Origin of the sequence: Pseudomonas sp. JH-2 (assembly GCF_036231725.1) — a bacterium.
Taxonomy (GTDB): domain Bacteria; phylum Pseudomonadota; class Gammaproteobacteria; order Pseudomonadales; family Pseudomonadaceae; genus Pseudomonas; species Pseudomonas delhiensis.
Map to the genome: position 1 here is coordinate 81020 of NZ_JAZAQP010000002.1, position 16934 is coordinate 97953.

Annotated in this window: 16 protein-coding genes; 9 read left to right on the forward strand and 7 right to left on the reverse strand. The window is 70.2% G+C overall.

Going from position 1 to position 16934, the window contains the following annotated elements:
* Positions 1 to 71: 71 nt before the first annotated feature.
* The 3 genes from VV867_RS01875 to VV867_RS01885 are packed head-to-tail and all read left to right on the forward strand — an operon-like array spanning position 72 to position 4494.
* Positions 72 to 2153, forward strand: coding sequence for a 3-hydroxyacyl-CoA dehydrogenase NAD-binding domain-containing protein (locus tag VV867_RS01875; protein ID WP_328565497.1), 2082 nt, complete (start codon positions 72 to 74; stop codon positions 2151 to 2153).
* Between the two features lie 9 nt (positions 2154 to 2162).
* Entirely contained in the window at positions 2163 to 3353 is a 1191-nt protein-coding gene (locus VV867_RS01880; protein WP_328565498.1) for an acyl-CoA dehydrogenase family protein, read from the forward strand.
* 10 nt (positions 3354 to 3363) lie between these two features.
* Complete coding sequence (locus tag VV867_RS01885) at positions 3364 to 4494, forward strand: acyl-CoA dehydrogenase family protein (protein WP_328565499.1); 1131 nt, start codon at positions 3364 to 3366, stop codon at positions 4492 to 4494.
* Positions 4495 to 4716: 222 nt separating this feature from the next.
* Here the strand turns inward: VV867_RS01885 and VV867_RS01890 are convergent, their stop codons facing one another.
* Positions 4717 to 5502 (reverse strand): IclR family transcriptional regulator, encoded by a 786-nt coding sequence (locus VV867_RS01890; RefSeq protein ID WP_109933198.1) that lies wholly within the window; start codon positions 5500 to 5502, stop codon positions 4717 to 4719.
* Positions 5503 to 5684: 182 nt separating this feature from the next.
* On the opposite strand from VV867_RS01890, the gene VV867_RS01895 reads away from it, so the two are divergent.
* Both VV867_RS01895 and VV867_RS01900 read left to right on the forward strand, forming a co-directional pair.
* Positions 5685 to 7316, forward strand: a complete 1632-nt coding sequence (locus VV867_RS01895; RefSeq protein ID WP_328565500.1) for an AMP-binding protein — start codon at positions 5685 to 5687, stop codon at positions 7314 to 7316.
* A gap of 50 nt (positions 7317 to 7366) precedes the next feature.
* Entirely contained in the window at positions 7367 to 8902 is a 1536-nt protein-coding gene (locus VV867_RS01900) for a 3-hydroxyacyl-CoA dehydrogenase (RefSeq protein WP_328565501.1), read from the forward strand.
* Positions 8903 to 9395: 493 nt separating this feature from the next.
* On the opposite strand, the gene VV867_RS01905 is transcribed toward VV867_RS01900, so the two are convergent.
* A complete protein-coding gene (locus VV867_RS01905) occupies positions 9396 to 10451 on the reverse strand; it encodes an aminopeptidase (RefSeq protein WP_109934153.1) in 1056 nt (351 codons plus the stop codon).
* Positions 10452 to 10536: 85 nt separating this feature from the next.
* The gene (locus VV867_RS01910) at positions 10537 to 11628 is read right to left on the reverse strand and encodes an aminopeptidase (protein ID WP_109934154.1); all 1092 of its coding nucleotides are present in this window, start codon (positions 11626 to 11628) and stop codon (positions 10537 to 10539) included.
* Positions 11629 to 11697: 69 nt separating this feature from the next.
* On the opposite strand from VV867_RS01910, the gene VV867_RS01915 reads away from it, so the two are divergent.
* Together VV867_RS01915 and VV867_RS01920 are read left to right on the forward strand one after the other, a co-directional pair.
* Positions 11698 to 12123, forward strand: coding sequence for a PA0061/PA0062 family lipoprotein (locus VV867_RS01915; protein WP_089392758.1), 426 nt, complete (start codon positions 11698 to 11700; stop codon positions 12121 to 12123).
* A 65-nt stretch (positions 12124 to 12188) separates the two neighbouring features.
* A complete protein-coding gene (locus VV867_RS01920) occupies positions 12189 to 12623 on the forward strand; it encodes a PA0061/PA0062 family lipoprotein (protein WP_109934155.1) in 435 nt (144 codons plus the stop codon).
* A 10-nt stretch (positions 12624 to 12633) separates the two neighbouring features.
* Here VV867_RS01920 and VV867_RS01925 read toward each other — a convergent pair whose 3' ends face one another.
* From VV867_RS01925 to VV867_RS01940, 4 genes are all read right to left on the reverse strand, one after another.
* The gene (locus tag VV867_RS01925; protein WP_328565575.1) at positions 12634 to 12846 is read right to left on the reverse strand and encodes a DUF1161 domain-containing protein; all 213 of its coding nucleotides are present in this window, start codon (positions 12844 to 12846) and stop codon (positions 12634 to 12636) included.
* A gap of 150 nt (positions 12847 to 12996) precedes the next feature.
* Complete coding sequence (locus tag VV867_RS01930; RefSeq protein ID WP_109932821.1) at positions 12997 to 13221, reverse strand: DUF1161 domain-containing protein; 225 nt, start codon at positions 13219 to 13221, stop codon at positions 12997 to 12999.
* 124 nt (positions 13222 to 13345) lie between these two features.
* A complete protein-coding gene (locus VV867_RS01935) occupies positions 13346 to 13561 on the reverse strand; it encodes a dodecin (RefSeq protein WP_328565502.1) in 216 nt (71 codons plus the stop codon).
* A gap of 125 nt (positions 13562 to 13686) precedes the next feature.
* Positions 13687 to 14571 carry a LysR family transcriptional regulator gene (locus tag VV867_RS01940; protein WP_442964995.1) on the reverse strand — a complete coding sequence of 295 codons (885 nt, stop codon included), beginning with the start codon at positions 14569 to 14571 and terminating at the stop codon, positions 13687 to 13689.
* A 289-nt stretch (positions 14572 to 14860) separates the two neighbouring features.
* Here VV867_RS01940 and trpB point away from each other — a divergent pair, with 289 nt between their 5' ends.
* Positions 14861 to 16069, forward strand: a complete 1209-nt coding sequence (trpB, locus tag VV867_RS01945; protein ID WP_328565503.1) for a tryptophan synthase subunit beta — start codon at positions 14861 to 14863, stop codon at positions 16067 to 16069.
* Positions 16066 to 16872, forward strand: coding sequence for a tryptophan synthase subunit alpha (gene trpA, locus VV867_RS01950; RefSeq protein ID WP_275628119.1), 807 nt, complete (start codon positions 16066 to 16068; stop codon positions 16870 to 16872). The genes trpB and trpA overlap by 4 nt, the downstream gene beginning before the upstream one ends.
* The last annotated feature ends 62 nt before the right edge of the window (positions 16873 to 16934 follow it).

The window sequence follows — 16934 nt, forward strand, 5'->3', positions numbered from 1 at the left end:
AGTGATCTTTATATTCTGCACAGCGAAACATAATTCCGTTAAAAACCACAATTACAACGGAGACGCTGAGCATGTCCGAGGTAGTGCAGGTCGAACGTCATGGCGACGTGGCCCTGATCAAGGTCGACAATCCCCCGGTCAACGCCCTGGGCCTGGCCGTGCGCGCCGGGTTGCTGCGGGCCTTGCGCGAGGCCGAGGCGGATGCCGCGGTGCGGGCGGTGGTGCTGGTCTGCGCAGGGCGCACCTTCATGGCCGGGGCCGACATCAAGGAGTTCGGCAAGCCGCCGCAGGCGCCCTCGCTGCCCGAGGTGGTCGAGGCCATCGAGGCGTCCGCCAAGCCCAGCGTGGCGGTGATCCACGGCACCGCCCTGGGTGGTGGCCTGGAAGTGGCGCTGGCCTGCCACTACCGCATCGCCCGGGCCGACGCCCAGGTCGGCCTGCCGGAAGTGAAGATCGGCCTGCTGCCCGGCGCCGGCGGCACCCAGCGCCTGCCGCGCCTGGTCGGCGTGGGGCGGGCGCTGGACATGATCGTCTCCGGCAACCCGGTCAAGGCCCCGCAGGCCCTGGAATACGGCATCCTCGATGCGATCGTCGAAGGCGACCAGGCCGAGGCCGGCCTGGCCTACGCCCGCCGCCTGCTCGACGAAGGCCGAGGCCCGCGCCGCACCGGCGAGCGCCAGGTGGAAGGCGACGCCGCGCTGATCGCCGCCAGGCACGCCGAGGTGCAGAAGCGCACGCCCGGCCTGTTCTCCCCGCTGCGCTGCGTCGCCGCGGTGGAGGCCGCCGCCCGCCTGCCCCTGGCCGAGGGCCTGAAGCGTGAGCGTGAGCTGTTCCAGGAATGCCTGGCGTCGCCCCAGCGCGCCGCCCTCATCCACGCCTTCTTCGCCGAGCGCGAAGCGGCGAAGATCGCCGGCCTGCCCACCGACACCCCGGTGCGCGAAGTGCGCACCGCCGCGGTGATCGGCGGCGGCACCATGGGCGTGGGCATCGCCCTGTGCTTCGCCAACGTCGGCATCCCGGTGAAGCTGCTGGAAGTCGACGGCGCCGCCCTCGACCGCGCCCTGCAGCGCGCCCGCGCCACCTGCCAGGCCAGCGTCGAGCGCGGCAGCCTCACCGTCGAAGCCATGGAGAAGCGCCTGGGCCTGATCCAGGGCGTGCTCGACTACGCCGCGCTCGCCGACGTGGACCTGGTGATCGAAGCGGTATTCGAAAGCCTGGAAGTGAAGCGCCAGGTATTCGAGCGCCTGGACGCCGTGTGCAAGCCCGGCGCCATCCTCGCCAGCAACACCTCGTCGCTGGACCTCGACGCCATCGCCGCCTTCACCCGGCGCCCGCAGGACGTGGTCGGCCTGCACTTCTTCAGCCCGGCCAACGTCATGCGCCTGCTGGAAGTGGTGCGCGGCCGCGAGACCAGCGCCGCGGTGCTGGCCAGCGCCATGCAGCTGGGCAAGCGGCTGAAGAAGGTCGCAGTGGCGGTGGGCGTGTGCGACGGTTTCGTCGGCAACCGCATGATCTTCCAGTACGGCCGCCAGGCCGAGTTCCTGCTGGAAGAGGGCGCCAGCCCGGCGCAGGTGGACAGTGCCCTGCGCGACTTCGGCATGGCCATGGGCCCGCTGGCGGTGCGCGACCTCTCCGGGCTGGACATCAGCCACGCCATCCGCGAGCGCCAGCGCCCCGGCCTGAAGCCCGGGCAGACCCTGCCCACGGTGCTCGACCACCTGTACGCCGCCGGCATGCTCGGGCAGAAGAGCGGCGCCGGCTTCTACCTCTACCCGCAAGGCTCGCGCACCCCGCAGGACAACCCGGCGCTGCCGGCCATGCTGGAGCAGGCCGCCGCCGCGCGCGGCATCGCCCGCCAGCCGGTGAGCGCCGAACACATCGTCGAGCGCTGCATCTTCGCCCTGGTCAACGAGGCCGCGCGCATCCTCGACGAGGGCATCGCCCAGCGCGCCAGCGACATCGACCTGATCTTCCTCAACGGCTACGGCTTCCCGGCCTGGCGCGGCGGCCCGCTGTTCCACGCCGACAGCCTGGGGCTGGACCAGGTACTGCAACGCATCCGCGAGTTCCACCAGCGCTTCGGCGCCTGGTGGGAGCCGGCCCCCCTGCTCGAACGCCTGGTGGCCGAAGGCCGCCTCTTCGCCGACCTCTGAGGACCCGCCATGGACATCCACTTCACCCCCGACGAACTGGCCTTCCGCGACGAGGTGCGCGCCTTCCTGCGCGCCAAACTGCCCGCGGACATCGCCAGCAAGGTGCGCCTGGGCAAGCACCTGACCAAGCAGGACCACCAGCGCTGGCAGCGCCTGCTCAGCGAACAGGGCTGGTACGCCACCCACTGGCCCGAGGAATTCGGCGGCACCGGCTGGAACGCCGTGCAGAAGCACATCTTCGAGGAGGAATGCGCCGCCTTCGGCGCGCCGCGCACCATCCCCTTCGGCGTGAACATGGTGGCCCCGGTGATCATCAAATTCGGCACGCCCGAGCAGCAGGCCCACTACCTGCCGCGCATCCTCGACGGCACCGACTGGTGGTGCCAGGGCTATTCCGAGCCGGGCGCCGGCTCCGACCTGGCCAGCCTCAAGACCCGCGCGGTGCGCGAGGGCGACCACTACATCGTCAACGGCCAGAAGACCTGGACCACCCTCGGCCAGCACGCCGACTGGATCTTCTGCCTGGTCCGCACCGACGCCGAGGCCCAGCAGCAGCGCGGCATCAGCTTCCTGCTGATCGACATGCAGTCGCCGGGCATCACCGTGCGGCCGATCATCACCCTGGACGGCGAGCACGAGGTCAACGAGGTCTTCTTCGACAACGTGAAGGTGCCGGTGCAGAACCTGGTCGGCCACGAGAACGAAGGCTGGACCTGCGCCAAGTACCTGCTCACCTACGAGCGCACCGGCCTGGCCGGCATAGGCGCATCCAAGGCGGTGCTGGCACACCTGAAACGCGTGGCCAGCCGCGAGCTATGCGACGGCAAGCCGATGCTGGAAGACCCGCTGTTCCGCGCCCAGGTGGCCGAGGTGGAAATGCAGCTGATGGCCATCGAGATGAGCACCCTGCGCATCCTCGCCGCGGCCCGCGAAGGCGGCGTGCCGGGGGCGGAAAGCTCGATCCTCAAGGTCAAGGGCACCGAGATCCGCCAGGCCATCAGCCACCTGCTGCGCAAGGTCATCGGCCCCTACGCGCTGCCCTTCATCGAGGAAGAGTTCGAGCTGGGCGCCGAGCCGCTGCATGCCGACTACGCGGCGGCGCCGGCCAGCCAGTACTTCAACCTGCGCAAGCTGTCGATCTTCGGCGGCTCCAACGAAATCCAGAAGAACATCGTCTCGAAGATGATTCTCGAGCTGTGAGGGCGTGAGCATGGACTTCAAACTCAGCGAAGAGCAGCAGATGCTGCAGGACACCGCGGCGCGCCTGGTGCGCGACGAATACGCCTTCGACAAGCGCGAGGGCTTCGCCGCCAGCGAGCCGGGCTACAGCGCCGGGTTCTGGCGCCAGCTGGGCGAACTGGGGCTGACCTCGGTGTCGCTGCCCGAGGCGTACGGCGGCTTCGGCGGCGGCGTGGACAGCATGCTGGTGCTCACCGAACTGGGCCGCGGCCTGTGCCTGGAGCCCTACCTGCAGTCGGTGGTGCACGCCGGCGGGCTGCTCGCCCAGCTGGGCAGCGAGGCGCAGAAGGCAAGCTGGCTGCCGCGCATCGCCAGCGCCGAGGCGCAGTTGGCCGTGGCCCTGGAAGAACCGCAGAGCCACTACCAGCTGCACGACGTGCAGACCCGCGCGGAAAAGGCTGGCGACGGCTGGAAGCTCGGCGGCCGCAAGGCCGTGGTGATCGGCGGGCAGAGCGCCACGGCGATCCTGGTCTCGGCGCGGGTCTCGGGCAACGCGCGGGACGAGGCGGGCATCGGCCTGTTCCTGCTCGACCCGCAGCAGAGCGGCGTGCAGCTCCGCGCCTACCCGACACTCGACGGGCAGAAGGCCTGCGAGCTGTTCCTCGACGGCGCCGTCGCCGAAGCCGTCGGCACGCCCGGCGAAGCCTTGCCGGCGCTGCGCTACCAGCAGGGCCGCGCCATCGCCGCGCAGTGCGCCGAGGCCCTGGGCAGCATGCAGGAAGCCTGCGCCCTGACCCTCGACTACCTGAAGACGCGCAAGCAGTTCGGCGTGCCCATCGGCAAGTTCCAGGTGCTGCAGCACCGCATGGTGGACATGCGCAGCGAGCTGGAACAGGCCACGTCCATGGCCATCCTCGCCGCCTGCGTGGCCGACCAGGAAGACGGCGCCGAGCGCAGCCGCACTCTGGCGGCGGCCAAGTTCATCGTCACCCGCGCCGGGCGCTACATCGCCGAACAGGCTATCCAGCTGCACGGCGGCATCGGCATGACCTGGGAGTACGTGCTGGCGCACCACGCCAAGCGCCTGGTGATGCTCGGCCACCAGCTGGGCGACGACGACCATCACCTGAAGGCCTATGCGGGGTTGATGGAGGTGGCCTGAGGTAGGCCTACGGCCCCCACCCCAACCCTCCAGGAGAGGGTTGGGGTGGGGGAAGCGGCGTGCTCACGAAGTGACGTAGGGCGTATAACCGTTCGCGGTTATACGCCGCTACACCGCGCCTGAAGGCCGACGCCGAGGTCGAACTCGCAACGCCCTGAAACCCTGGCCAGGCGGCGTATAACGCTCCGCGTTATACGCCCTACGACATGCTCACGAAGCGAATCAGGCGCCGAGGCTCTCGATATCCCGCGCCAGCATCTCCAGCTCGTGGGCCAGGGTGCCCTTGAGCGTCTCCTCGCTGAGCTGGAACGAGGGCGCGCCGCAGGTCAGCGCCATCAGCCCGCCGTCGGCCAGGCGCAGCGGCACGCCAGCGGCGCGCACGTTGCGGTCCCAGTCGCCGAGGGAGAGGCAGAAGCCGTGCTCGCGGTATTCCTCGAAGGAGTGCTCCAGCGACGTGCGCAGCGTCGCCCAGTCGCCCTCGTGGCGGGCTTCCAGCGCCTGCAGCAGGTGCTCGCGTTCCTGCTCCGGGGTCGCCGCCAGGTAGGCGCGGCCGGCGGCGGTGGTGGCCAGCGGCAGGCGCACGCCGGCGTCCATGCGCAGGGAGGTGGCTTCCGGCGGGCGGCAGTTCTCCACGTAGATCATCGACAGCCAGTCGCGGCAGGTCAGGCCCACGGTGGTGTTGGTGCGGCGGGCGAAGGCCTCCATGTACGGCTTGGCCAGCTGGCGCACGCGCAGGTTCGACACGTAGGCGTAGCCCAGGGCGAGCACGCCGGAATCCAGCTGGTACTTCTCGTGCTGCTGCGAGTAGCTGAGGTAGCCGAGCCTGGTCAGCGTGTACGTCATGCGCGACACGGTCGGCTTGGGCAGCCCGGTGATCCGCGCGATCTCCTGGTTGCCCAGCACCACCGAGCCGTGGGTGAAGGCGCGCAGCACGTCCAGGCCGCGGGCCAGGGCCTCGACGAACTTGCGGTCCTTGGGTGCGCTGGAGTCTTCGAAATCGTCGCTCATGCTGCCTCGGCATCGGGAAATGGGGGCCGGAGCGGCGTCCGGCGCGGGCGAACGATAGCAGATCGGCATGCCGCGGACAGCAGGGGCGGCACGCCATTGCATGCCCAAAGGCTATCGCATACCATCGATTTCGACATCATGTTTCGCAGAGCAGAACAATAATTCACTGATGGAGGGCGCCGATGCCCGTCACTGCCGAAAGTCATGTCGCCGCGCAATTCGCCGCGCGCGGTTACCACAACGTCCACGACCTGCTGCGCGATGCCAGCCGCGAACACCCCGGGCGCCCAGCCTTCTCCTGCGCCGGCGGCAGCCTGGACTTCGCCGGGCTGGAACGCCAGGCCGACGCCTTCGCCCGCTACCTGCGCCACTGCGCCGGCCTGCAGCCCGGCGAGCGCCTGGCGCTGATGCTGCCCAATTCCCTGCAGTACCCCATCGCCGCCTTCGGCGCGCTCAAGGCCGGGCTGGTGCTGGTCAACACCAACCCGCAGTACACCGCCGGCGAGCTGGCCCACCAGCTGCGCGACTCCGGCGCCGTGGCCATCCTGCTGCTCGACCGCCTGCTGCCGCTGCTGCGCAAGGTCCAGGGCGAAAGCGCGGTGCGCCAGGTGCTGCTGACCTCGGTGGAGGACCTGGAAGCCCCGCAGTACGCCTGCGACGAACCCGACGCCAGCCGCTTCATGCAGGCCCTGCGCCTGGGCGCCGAGGCCCCGCCGCTGGACGCCGAGCCGGGCCTGGAGCGCCTGGCCCTGCTGCAGTACACCGGCGGCACCACCGGCCTCTCCAAGGGCGCCATGCTGACCCACTACAACCTGCTGGCCAACGTCATCCAGACCCTGGAGCTGTTCATGCGCCCGGGCCTGCTCGACCCGGCCACCGACGTGCGCATCGCGCCGCTGCCGCTGTACCACATCATGGCCTTCTCCACGAACTGCCTGAGCTCCGTGGCCATGGGCCTGCACACCGTGGTGATCCGCGACGGCCGCAACCTCGACGAGATCATCGAGGCCATGCGCCGCTACCCCTTCAGCCTGCTCAGCGGGCTGAACAGCCTGTTCGTCGGGCTGATGAACCACCCGGCCTTCGAAAGCCTCGACTTCAGCCACCTGAAGTGGGTGACCAGCGGCGGCGCGCCGCTGAACCTGGAAGTCGGCCGGCGCTGGCAGGCGCTCACCGGCGCCCCGGTGCTGGAGGGCTTCGGCCTGACCGAGGCATCGCCCGTGGTGTGCACCAACACCCGGCTGACGCCCTACCGCGAAGGCTTCGTCGGCCAGCCGCTGATCGATACCCAGGTGCGCATCCTCGACGAGGAAGGCAACGACTGCCCGCCCGAGGTGTCCGGCGAGCTGTGCCTGCGCGGCCCGCAGGTGATGCTCGGCTACTGGCAGCGCCCGGAGGAAACCGCCCAGGTGCTGGACGCCGACGGCTGGCTGCGCACCGGCGACATCGCCCTGCAGGACACCAACGGCCTGCTGAAGATCGTCGACCGCAAGAAGGACATGATCCTGGTGTCGGGCTTCAACGTCTTCCCCAACGAGGTGGAGGACGCGGTGATGCGCCACCCCGGCGTGCGCGAGTGCATCGCCATCGGCGTGCCGGACCTGCGCAAGGGCGAGTCGGTGAAACTGTTCGTCAGCCTGCGCGACCCGGCCCTGGACGCCGCCGCCATCATCGCCCACTGCCGCGAGCACCTCACCGGCTACAAGGTGCCGAGCTTCGTCGAGATTCTCGACGAGCTGCCCAAGACCTCGGTGGGCAAGATGCTCCGCCGCCAGCTGCGCGACCTGGAAAAACAACGGAACCCCACGGCGTGACCCCAGCGACTAAGGTGAAGACAAGCCAGTCAGACGGGGGCCACCAGCCCATGCCAGAGAGCAACCTTCCCGCGTTCCGGCGCATCGGCGTGATCGGCGCCGGTGCCATGGGCCGCGGCATCGCCCAGTTGTTCGCCAGCGCCGGGGTGCCGGTGCAGCTCTACGACAGCCGCGCCGAGAGCATCCAGCAGGCCCTGGCGTTCAACCGCGAGCTGCTCGAACGCGCCGCCGCCAAGGGCAGGCTCGACGCCGACGCCCTGGCCGCCACCCTGCAGCGCCTGCGCCCGGCCCACGGCCTGGACGAGCTGGCCGGCTGCGACCTGCTGATCGAGGCCATAGTCGAGGACCTGGGCGCCAAGCAGGCGCTGTTCGCCGAACTGGAGGCGCGGGTGGCCGAGGACGCGGTGCTGGCCAGCAACACCTCGTCGCTGTCGATCACCCGCATCGCCGCGCGCTGCCGCCACCCCGAGCGGGTCGCCGGCTTCCACTTCTTCAACCCGGCGCCGCTGATGCGCATCGTCGAGGTGGTGCGCGGCCAGCGCACCGCCGAGGCGGTGGTGACGCGCCTCTCACGCCTCGCCGAGCAGGCCGGGCACTTCCCGGCGGTGAGCCCGGACAGCCCCGGTTTCATCGTCAACCACGCCGGCCGCGCCTACAGCACCGAGGCCTTGCGCATCCTCGGCGAGGGCATCGCCAGCGCCGCGCAGATCGACCGCATCCTGCGCGACGGCGCGGGCTTCCGCATGGGCCCCTTCGAGCTGTTCGACCTGACCGGGCTGGACGTTTCCCACGCGGTGATGGAATCGCTGTACCAGCAGTTCTACCAGGACCCGCGCTACCTGCCCTCGCCCCTGGCGGCGCAGCGGGTGGCCGCCGGCCTGCTGGGGCGCAAGAGCGGCGAGGGCTTCTACCGCTACCAGGATGGCCAGCCGATCCGCGAGGCCGAGCCGCAAGCCGAACCGGTGCTGCTGGACCGCCCGTTCTGGCTCGACAGCCAGGACCCGGAACTGCGCCACCACGTCGGCCAGCTGCTGATCCAGGCCGGCCTGGTGCTGGAGAGCGCCGAGGCGCCCTCGGCCCGGGCCATCTGCCTGGTCACCCCGCTGGGCGAGGATGCCAGCACCCGCATCGATGCCCTCGGCCTGCCGCCGGAGCGCAGCCTGGCCCTGGAAAGCTTCGGCGACCTCGACAAGCGCCGCGTGCTGATGCGCCAGCCGGCCCTCGACCCGCAGCTGGAGGCCCAGGCGCGCCAGGCCCTGGGCGCCGACGGCGTGCCGGTGGAGGTGATCAACGACTCCGCCGGCTTCGTCACCCAGCGGGTGATCGCCAGCGTCGTCAACCTGGGCTGCGAGATCGCCCAGCGCGGCATCGCCACCCCGGTGACACTCGACCGCGCGGTGCAACTGGCCCTGGGCTACCCCTTCGGCCCGCTGGCCTTCGGCGAGCACTACGGCGCCGCGCGCATCCTCACCATCCTCCAGGGCCTGCAGGCCTGCTACGGCGAACCGCGCTACCGCCCCAGCCCCTGGCTGCGCCGTCGCGTGCAACTGGACCTGCCGCTGCACGCCCCGGATGCCGCGGACTGACCCCGGAGCCCCTTGTAGGAGCAACTGTCTTGCAGGCTGCGCCGCCTCTTTCCAACCCGTAGGGCGCATAACGCCTACGGCGTTATCCGCCGCGGCCGTCGGGCACCGGCGTTCCGGCCAACGGCGGATAACCGCGAACGGTTATTCGCCCTACGGTCGAGCACGGTCGTAAGCGGGCCCTGCCCGCGATTTCGCGCGCAGGGCGCGCTCCTACAGGGAAGCTACGCAGGTGGGGATAGCGTAGGAGCGGACCCCGCCCTACGAACTATCGCGAACGCGGGAACCACAGGGTTCGCGAGCAAGCTCGCTCCTACAATTCCAGGGAGGTACGGTCGTAGGAGCGGGCCCTGCCCGCGATTTCGCGCGCAGGACGCGCTCCTACAGGGAAGCTACGCAGGTGAGGTGGTGTAGGAGCGGACTCCGTCCGCGATAGGCCCAGCGCCGGCCCTGCCGGCGAAATCGCGGATAAATCCGTGCCTACGGGAAACATGCTTCACAACCACCGAAACCGCCCATCCGCGAGCTGCTCCAACGCCGCCTGGCGCTGCGCCGCGGGCAGGGCGCCGAGCCTTGCGGCCTGGACGTAGAACGCCGGCCAGTCGCCGTCGACCTGGCGGTACAGCGCGGCGAAGGCCGGCACCCACTGGTCGTAGAGCGCGAAGGGCAGCAGCGTGGCGTTGTTCAGCGGCCCGTCGACCCAGCCGTCGAACAAACCCTTGCCGCCCCAGCGCCGGACCACCAACTGCCGGTATTCGCTACGCAGGCGCTCGAACTCGGCGGCCTTGCGCGCCCGCATGGCCTCCGGCGGCAGGCCGCTGGCGTAGAGCGCCTGCAACCGCGCCCGGGTCGCCAGCACCAGGGCCGCCAGCGCCTCGCGCTGCCGCGGCCCCGTGTCCACCGGCAGCGGTTGCCCGCGGGAAGCCAGCCACTGGCGCAGCCCCTCGCGCTGCACGAAGACCGCCAGGGACTCGTTGAAGGCGGTGTCGCCGGGCAGGTACAGGCGCTGGTGGGCCAGTTCGTGGAAGATCAGCTCGGCCTGGTGCGCCTCGTCGCCGAGCATGGTGCTGAGGATGGGCGCGTCCTCGCGCCCGGGGATGGTGAAGGCCGCGGCCGCGCCTATGCAGGTGTCCAGACCCTGGCGCTGCAGCTCGGCCGCCGCGCGGCGGGCGGCGTGGGGATCGTAGAAGCCCAGGTAGCTGACGCAGCCGGCGCGGGGAAAGCAGCGGTCGCGCGGCCGCAGGGAGAACTCGTCGGTGGCGAACAGGTTCCACACCGCGTAGTCCCGGCCCAGGTCGGCGTAGCGGCGGTAGCTGGCGTTGTCCGGCAGGTCCAGGCGGCGGCTGGCGAAGTCGCGGGCGGCCACGGCGGCGGCGAGCAGGCGCCGGGTGCGCGCATCGGTGCCGGGGTCGGCCAGCACCTCGGCCACCGGCAGGGCGTTGGCCAGCACTTCCCGCTGGCCCTGGTGCAACTGCTCCTGGTAGCTCTCGGCGGCGCAGGCCATCAGCAACGGCAGGCACAGGCAAGCCAAGGCGCAGGGGGCAAAGCCCATGGCGCACCTCCATGCCCGTTGACCCGGGGCAGGGGGGCCATGAGGGCCCGCGGAAAGTCAAAAAAACGACGATCTACGGGTGAGATTAGCGCAGGCTGACGAATTCACCGGTTTTCAGTCGCTCCAGGGCCGCCTGGCGCTGTTCCGCGGGCAGGGCGCCGAGCTTTTCGACCCGCGCATAGAACGCCGGCCAGTTGCCGCCCACCTGACGCAGCAGGGTGGCGAAGGCCGGCACCCACTGGTCGTAGAGGCCGAAGGGCAGCAGCTTGGCGTTGTTCAGCGGGCCGTTCACCCAGGCGTCGTAGGGGCACTTGCCGGCCCATTCGCGCTGGCACAGCGCGCGGTAGTCGCGGCGCAGGCGCTCGAATTCGGCGGCCTTGGCGGCGCGCTTGTCGGCTTCGGGCAGGTCGCGGGCATAGAGTTCCTTCAGACGCTCGCGGGTGTCCAGCACCAGGCGGGTAAAGCCTTCGCGCTGGCGCACGCGGCTGGCCTGCTCCGGCGGCAGGCCGCGGAAGGCGCGCCAGCGGCGGCCGCCCTCCTGCTCGACGAAGCTGGCATAGGACTCGTTGAAGGCGGTGTCGCCGGGCAGGTAGAAGCGCTGGTGGGCCAGCTCGTGGAACAGCGTCTCGGCCAGGCGCTGGTCGTCCCAGCGCAGCATGCTGCTGATGATCGGGTCGTCGAACCAGCCGAGGGTGGAGTAGGCCTCCACGCCGCCGACGTAGACGTCCCAGCCCTGCGCCTTCAGGCGCTGCGCCTCGGCCTTTGCCCCGGCCTCGGCGTAGTAGCCGCGGTAGGCCACGCAGCCGGCGATGGGGAAGCAGTGGGTGAGCGGCTGCAGCGACAGCTCCGGCGCGGCGAACACGTTCCACACCACGTAGGGCCTGCGGATATCGCTGTACAGGCGGTAGCTGCGGTTGTCCGGCAAGGCCAGCTCGGCGCTGGCGAAGGCGCGGGCCTCCTGCGACAACGCCAGGCGCTGGCGCAGCCTGGCGTCGCGGGCAGGGTCGGCGACCACCTCGACCACCGGTTCGCGGGCCGCCAGCAACTGCAGCTGGCCGCTGCCCAGCTGGCCGTAGTAGCCGGCGCTGGAACAACCGCCCAGCAGGAAGAACGCCAGGCAGGGAACCCAGCGGGGCAATCGGCGGTCGAGAAACGCAATACACGGGCGGGCGGGCATGCGCGGCACATTAGCACAGGCCCCTCACCGCCGCTGCCTCGCACAACAAGACTGCCCTGGAGTGTACCCATGCGCCCGCTGCTGCTCGCCACCGGCCTGCTCGTCCTGAGCGGTTGCTCGCTGATCCTGCCGCAACCCGACCCCAACCGTGCCTGGATCGACCTCGACACCACCGGCCAGAGCGACCTCTCGGCCCTGGAGGTGGACGACAAGCCCTGGCACAGCACCCGCTACTTCGAGGTCGACCCCGGCCAGCACGAGTTGCGCGTGCGCTACCAGTTCCAGGTCGAGCCGCAGAACATCGGCTCCGAGGCCGCGGTTTCCGAGGCGATGTGGCGCGACTGCCAGCTGACCCTCAAGTACAAGGACTTCGGCGCCGGCCAGCGCTACCGCCTGGAGACCGGCAGCATCGGCTTCTACCCCTGGGCGCGGCTCTACGACGACCAGGCCAACGAAATCGCCCGCGGCCGCACCGGGCGCTGCGAGAAGGTCTGAGCCACGCGCCGCGGCGCCGCCCAGGGGGTATGCTGGAAGGATTCCCCGCTTCGAGCGACACCGCCATGCGCAAACTTCCGCTGCTGTTCCTGCCGGCCCTGCTGGGTGCCTGCGCCGGCCCGCTGCCGGCCCACGACCCGCAGCTGGCCTGGGTCGACCTCTACACCCAGCCGGCCAACACCCTGCTCGCCGAGCGCCTGGACAAACAGGTGCTGCGCGACGGCCGCTTCTTCCAGGTGCCGCCGGGCAAGCACGAGCTGGAAGTGCGCTACCAGTACGAGATTCCCGGGGGAGGCGGCGGCGGGCTGGCGATGAGCGACAACACCACGCAGATCACCTGCCGCGTGTGGCTGACCTACGACAACTTCGCCCCCGGCCAGCGCTACCGCCTGGAAGTGCGCCCGCAGCTGCGCAAGGCCCTGGCCCTGCTCACCGACGCCAACGGCCAGCTGGTGGCCAAGACCGACTTCCAGGGGCGGATGGACTGCGGGCTGTTCTGAGCCGGGCGGCTCAGTCGTCGTTCTTCTGGTAGATGATCTTGCGCGTGCCGCCCTCGCAGCTGCCGACCACCATGCTGGGGTCCTTCACCTCGGCGTTGGTGACTATCTCCAGGGTGTAGGCGGTCACCCCGGCGGACTGGATCTTGGTCTCGATCTCCGCCTTGAGTTCCTCGCACGGCTTGGTCTTCGCCTGGGCGGCAGCCGCGCAGGCCAGGGCCAGCATCAGCACGGCGAACTTGCTCACGGTCATGGCATTCCCTCGTCAGCCCCACCACGGGGCGCCCTATCCTAACGAGAGACAGCGCGGCGGCGACAGAGTGCCCGACGGCAAAAGGGGCGCCACTGGCGCCCCTTTCGCGGTTCCGCGGCAGCTTCAGTGCCGCGAGTAGACGATCTCCTTGCTGCCGCCCTCGCAGGTGCCGACCACCTGGCGCCCGCCGCCCGCGCCCTTGTCGACGACCTCCAGGGTGTAGCCCGAGACGCCCTTGGCCTGGAGCTTGGCGTCGATCTCGGCCTTGAGCTCCTCGCACGGCTTGCCGGCGGCCAGGGCGCTTCCCGCCAGGGCCAGCAGGCCGGCGGCCAACAACACTTTCTTCATGGCTGATGCTCCTTCGCTGAACGAATGGACGAAGGGCCCGCTGGGCCCGTGTGAACGGCCGCGCCACGGCGGCCATGCAAGCCCCCGGCGCCCCGGCCCGCGGGCGCGCGGCGGCGAATGCCGGTCAGCTGTTGGCGATCTTGAAGCCGACCTTCAGCGTCACCTGGTAATGCCCCACCGCACCGTTCTCGATATGCCCGCGGGTGTCCACCACCTCGAACCATTCCAGGTCCCGCAACGACTTCGAGGCCTCGGCCAGGGCGTTGTTGATGGCGTCCTCGATGCTGGTGCGCGAGGAACCGACCAGCTCGATCTTCTTGTAGGTGTGATGGTTCGACATCGGGTGCTCCTTGGCGCGCCTGGCGGCGCACAGTGCTGAATGTCCTCGTAGGACACTAGCCGAGCCCTGGAAGTGCAGCAAATTGCCGCCAGCGGCCAATGGCCACGCGCCAGGGCGCGGCCAGGTCAGCCCAGCTCGCCCCGCAGCCAGCGGGCCAGGCGTTCGGCGCGGGCGTCGGTGCGTCGCGCCGGGGCCCACAGCGCCAGGCGCGCGGCGGTTTCGACGAAGCCCCAGGGCGCGGCCAGGCGGCCGGCGGCGAGGTCGTCGGCCACCAGCGCCTGGGGGGCGATGGCCACGCCCAGGCCGGCCACCGCCGCTTCCAGCAGGTAGTACAGGTGCTCGAAGCCCTGGCCCAGGCGCAGCGCGCCGGCGTCCAGGCCCTGGGCGAGCGCCCACTGCGGCCAGGCCTGGGGCCGCGAGGTGGTGTGCAGCAGTGCCTCGCCCAGCAGCGCCCGGGGCGCGGCCCGTTGCAACTCGGCGAAGCGCGGGTGGCGTGGGCTGAGCACCGGGCCGATGCGCTCGGCGGCCAGCTCGAACACCTGCATGTCCGCGGGCCACGGCGGCTCGGCGAACAGCAGGGTGGCGTCGACGCCGCCGCGCCGCGGGTCCTGCTCACCCTCGCTGGCCGACAGTTGCAGGCGCAGTTCCGGCAGCTCGCGGTTGAGGCGGTCCAGGCGCGGGATGAACCAGCGGGCCAGCAGGCTGCCCGGGCAACCGAGCACGAAGGGCGCCTCGCCGCCGGCCTGGCGCAGTTCGGTGCAGACGCGGCGCAAGCGCTCGAAGGCATCGCCGCTGGCCTCGCCCAGGCGGCGGCCGGCATCGGTGAGTTTTACGCCGCGCCCGTCCTTGGCCAGCAGGGCCACGCCGAGGTCTTCCTCCAGTTGCCGCAGCTGCCGGCTCACCGCGCCGTGGGTGACGTGCAGCTCGGCTGCCGCCTGGCTTACGCCGCCAAGGCGGGCCACGGCGTCGAAGGCGCGCAGGGCGTTGAGCGGGGGAAGGTCGCGGCTCATGGTGTTCAACCTGTGAGTTTTCCTGACATGTCTGGGCGATCTTATCGCTTTTCCCACCCGCCCGGCAGTCGTATCCTCGGCACATTCCGTAGGAGCAACGGTCTTGCGCCGAGGTGCTCTTCGTAGGATGGGTTGAGCTTGCGAAACCCATGCGGTTGCGCTGATGGGTATCGCTTCGCTCAACGCCATCCTACGAAAAGCCGTGCTTCCCTGGAGGTGTAGGAGCGGGCCCTGCCCGCGATCGCGCCCAGGGGGCGCTCCTACCTACCGACACAAGAGGAACCTTCCCATGTCCACATTGCGCACCGGTCCCGACGCCAAGGGCCTGTTCGGCAGCTTCGGCGGCCAGTACGTCGCCGAGACCCTGATGCCGCTGATCCACGACCTGGCCCGCGAGTACGACAAGGCCAAGGAGGATCCGGAGTTCCACAAGGAACTGGCCTACTTCCAGCGCGACTACGTCGGCCGCCCGAGCCCGCTGTACTTCGCCGAGCGCCTGACCGAGCACTGCGGCGGGGCGAAGATCTACTTGAAGCGCGAAGAGCTGAACCACACCGGCGCGCACAAGATCAACAACTGCATCGGCCAGATCCTCCTGGCCAAGCGCATGGGCAAGCAGCGCATCATCGCCGAGACCGGCGCCGGCATGCACGGCGTGGCCACCGCCACCGTGGCGGCGCGCTTCGGCATGAAGTGCGTGGTCTACATGGGCACCACCGACATCGACCGCCAGCAGGCCAACGTCTTCCGCATGCGCCTGCTGGGCGCCGAGGTGATCCCGGTCACCGCCGGCACCGGCACTCTCAAGGACGCCATGAACGAAGCCCTGCGCGACTGGGTGACCAACGTCCACGACACCTTCTACCTGATCGGCACCGTGGCCGGCCCGCACCCCTACCCGGCGATGGTCCGCGACTTCCAGGCGGTGATCGGCAAGGAAACCCGCGAGCAGCTGGCCGAGAAGGAAGGCCGCCTGCCCGACTCCCTGGTCGCCTGCATCGGCGGCGGCTCCAACGCCATGGGCCTGTTCCACCCGTTCCTGGATGACGCCGGCGTCAAGATCATCGGCGTGGAAGCCGCCGGCCACGGCATCGAGACCGGCAAGCACGCGGCCAGCCTGAACGGCGGCGTGCCCGGCGTGCTGCACGGCAACCGCACCTTCCTGCTGCAGGACGAGGACGGCCAGATCATCGACGCCCACTCCATCTCCGCCGGCCTGGACTACCCCGGCATCGGCCCTGAACACGCCTGGCTGCACGACATCGGCCGCGTCGAGTACACCTCGATCACCGACCACGAGGCGCTGCAGGCCTTCCATACCTGCTGCCGCCTGGAAGGCATCATCCCGGCGCTGGAGTCCTCCCACGCCCTGGCCGAGGTGTTCAAGCGCGCGCCGAACCTGCCCAAGGACCACATCATGGTGGTGAACCTGTCCGGTCGTGGCGACAAGGACATGCAGACCGTCATGCACCACATGCAACAGGAGCAGAAAGCATGAGCCGCCTGCAGACCCGCTTCGCCGAACTGAAACAGCAGAACCGCGCCGCCCTGGTGACCTTCATCACCGCCGGCGACCCGGGCTACTCCACCTCGCTGGACATCCTCAAGGGCCTGCCCGAGGCCGGCGCCGACGTGATCGAGCTGGGCATGCCGTTCACCGACCCCATGGCCGACGGCCCGGCGATCCAGCTGGCCAACATCCGCGCCCTGGGCAACGGCCAGAACCTGGCCAAGACGCTGAAGATGGTCCGCGAGTTCCGCGCCGGCAACGACAGCACCCCGCTGGTGTTGATGGGTTACTTCAACCCCATCCACTACTACGGCGTCGAGCGTTTCATCGCCGATGCCAAGGAAGCCGGCGTCGACGGCCTGATCATCGTCGACCTGCCGCCGGAGCATAACGAGGACCTGTGCCAGCCGGCCCAGGCCGCGGGGCTGGACTTCATCCGCCTGACCACCCCGACCACCGACGACAAGCGCCTGCCCACCGTGCTGGAAGGCAGCTCGGGCTTCGTCTACTACGTCTCGGTGGCCGGCGTGACCGGCGCCGGCGCGGCAACCCTGGAGCACGTCGAGCAGGCCGTGGCGCGCCTGCGCCGCCACACCGAGCTGCCGGTGGCCATCGGCTTCGGCATCCGCACCCCGGAACACGCCGCCAGCATCGCCCGCCTGGCCGACGGCGTGGTGGTGGGCTCGGCGCTGGTGGACAAGATCGCCAGCGCGCAAAGCTCCGCCGACGCCGTCGAAGGCGTGCTGGGCCTGTGCCGCGAGCTGGCCGAGGGCGTGCGCAAGGCGCGCTGACAGGCCGGGTTCGCGAGCAAGCTCGCGCCTACGAGAAGCGTCGTAGGAGCGGAGCGATACCC

Bases quoted from the DNA above. Each gene is read 5' to 3' on its own strand.
- VV867_RS01925 (WP_328565575.1), bottom strand. From the start codon at position 12,846: ATGCTGGCCCTGGCCTGCGCGGCTGCCGCCCAGGCGAAGACCAAGCCG.
- VV867_RS01885 (WP_328565499.1), top strand. From the start codon at position 3,364: ATGGACTTCAAACTCAGCGAAGAGCAGCAGATGCTGCAGGACACCGCG.
- trpA (WP_275628119.1), top strand. From the start codon at position 16,066: ATGAGCCGCCTGCAGACCCGCTTCGCCGAACTGAAACAGCAGAACCGC.
- VV867_RS01940 (WP_442964995.1), bottom strand. From the start codon at position 14,571: ATGAGCCGCGACCTTCCCCCGCTCAACGCCCTGCGCGCCTTCGACGCC.
- VV867_RS01905 (WP_109934153.1), bottom strand. From the start codon at position 10,451: ATGGGCTTTGCCCCCTGCGCCTTGGCTTGCCTGTGCCTGCCGTTGCTG.
- VV867_RS01930 (WP_109932821.1), bottom strand. From the start codon at position 13,221: ATGAAGAAAGTGTTGTTGGCCGCCGGCCTGCTGGCCCTGGCGGGAAGC.
- VV867_RS01900 (WP_328565501.1), top strand. From the start codon at position 7,367: ATGCCAGAGAGCAACCTTCCCGCGTTCCGGCGCATCGGCGTGATCGGC.
- VV867_RS01915 (WP_089392758.1), top strand. From the start codon at position 11,698: ATGCGCCCGCTGCTGCTCGCCACCGGCCTGCTCGTCCTGAGCGGTTGC.
- VV867_RS01910 (WP_109934154.1), bottom strand. From the start codon at position 11,628: ATGCCCGCCCGCCCGTGTATTGCGTTTCTCGACCGCCGATTGCCCCGC.
- VV867_RS01875 (WP_328565497.1), top strand. From the start codon at position 72: ATGTCCGAGGTAGTGCAGGTCGAACGTCATGGCGACGTGGCCCTGATC.
- VV867_RS01895 (WP_328565500.1), top strand. From the start codon at position 5,685: ATGCCCGTCACTGCCGAAAGTCATGTCGCCGCGCAATTCGCCGCGCGC.
- VV867_RS01920 (WP_109934155.1), top strand. From the start codon at position 12,189: ATGCGCAAACTTCCGCTGCTGTTCCTGCCGGCCCTGCTGGGTGCCTGC.
- trpB (WP_328565503.1), top strand. From the start codon at position 14,861: ATGTCCACATTGCGCACCGGTCCCGACGCCAAGGGCCTGTTCGGCAGC.
- VV867_RS01935 (WP_328565502.1), bottom strand. From the start codon at position 13,561: ATGTCGAACCATCACACCTACAAGAAGATCGAGCTGGTCGGTTCCTCG.
- VV867_RS01880 (WP_328565498.1), top strand. From the start codon at position 2,163: ATGGACATCCACTTCACCCCCGACGAACTGGCCTTCCGCGACGAGGTG.
- VV867_RS01890 (WP_109933198.1), bottom strand. From the start codon at position 5,502: ATGAGCGACGATTTCGAAGACTCCAGCGCACCCAAGGACCGCAAGTTC.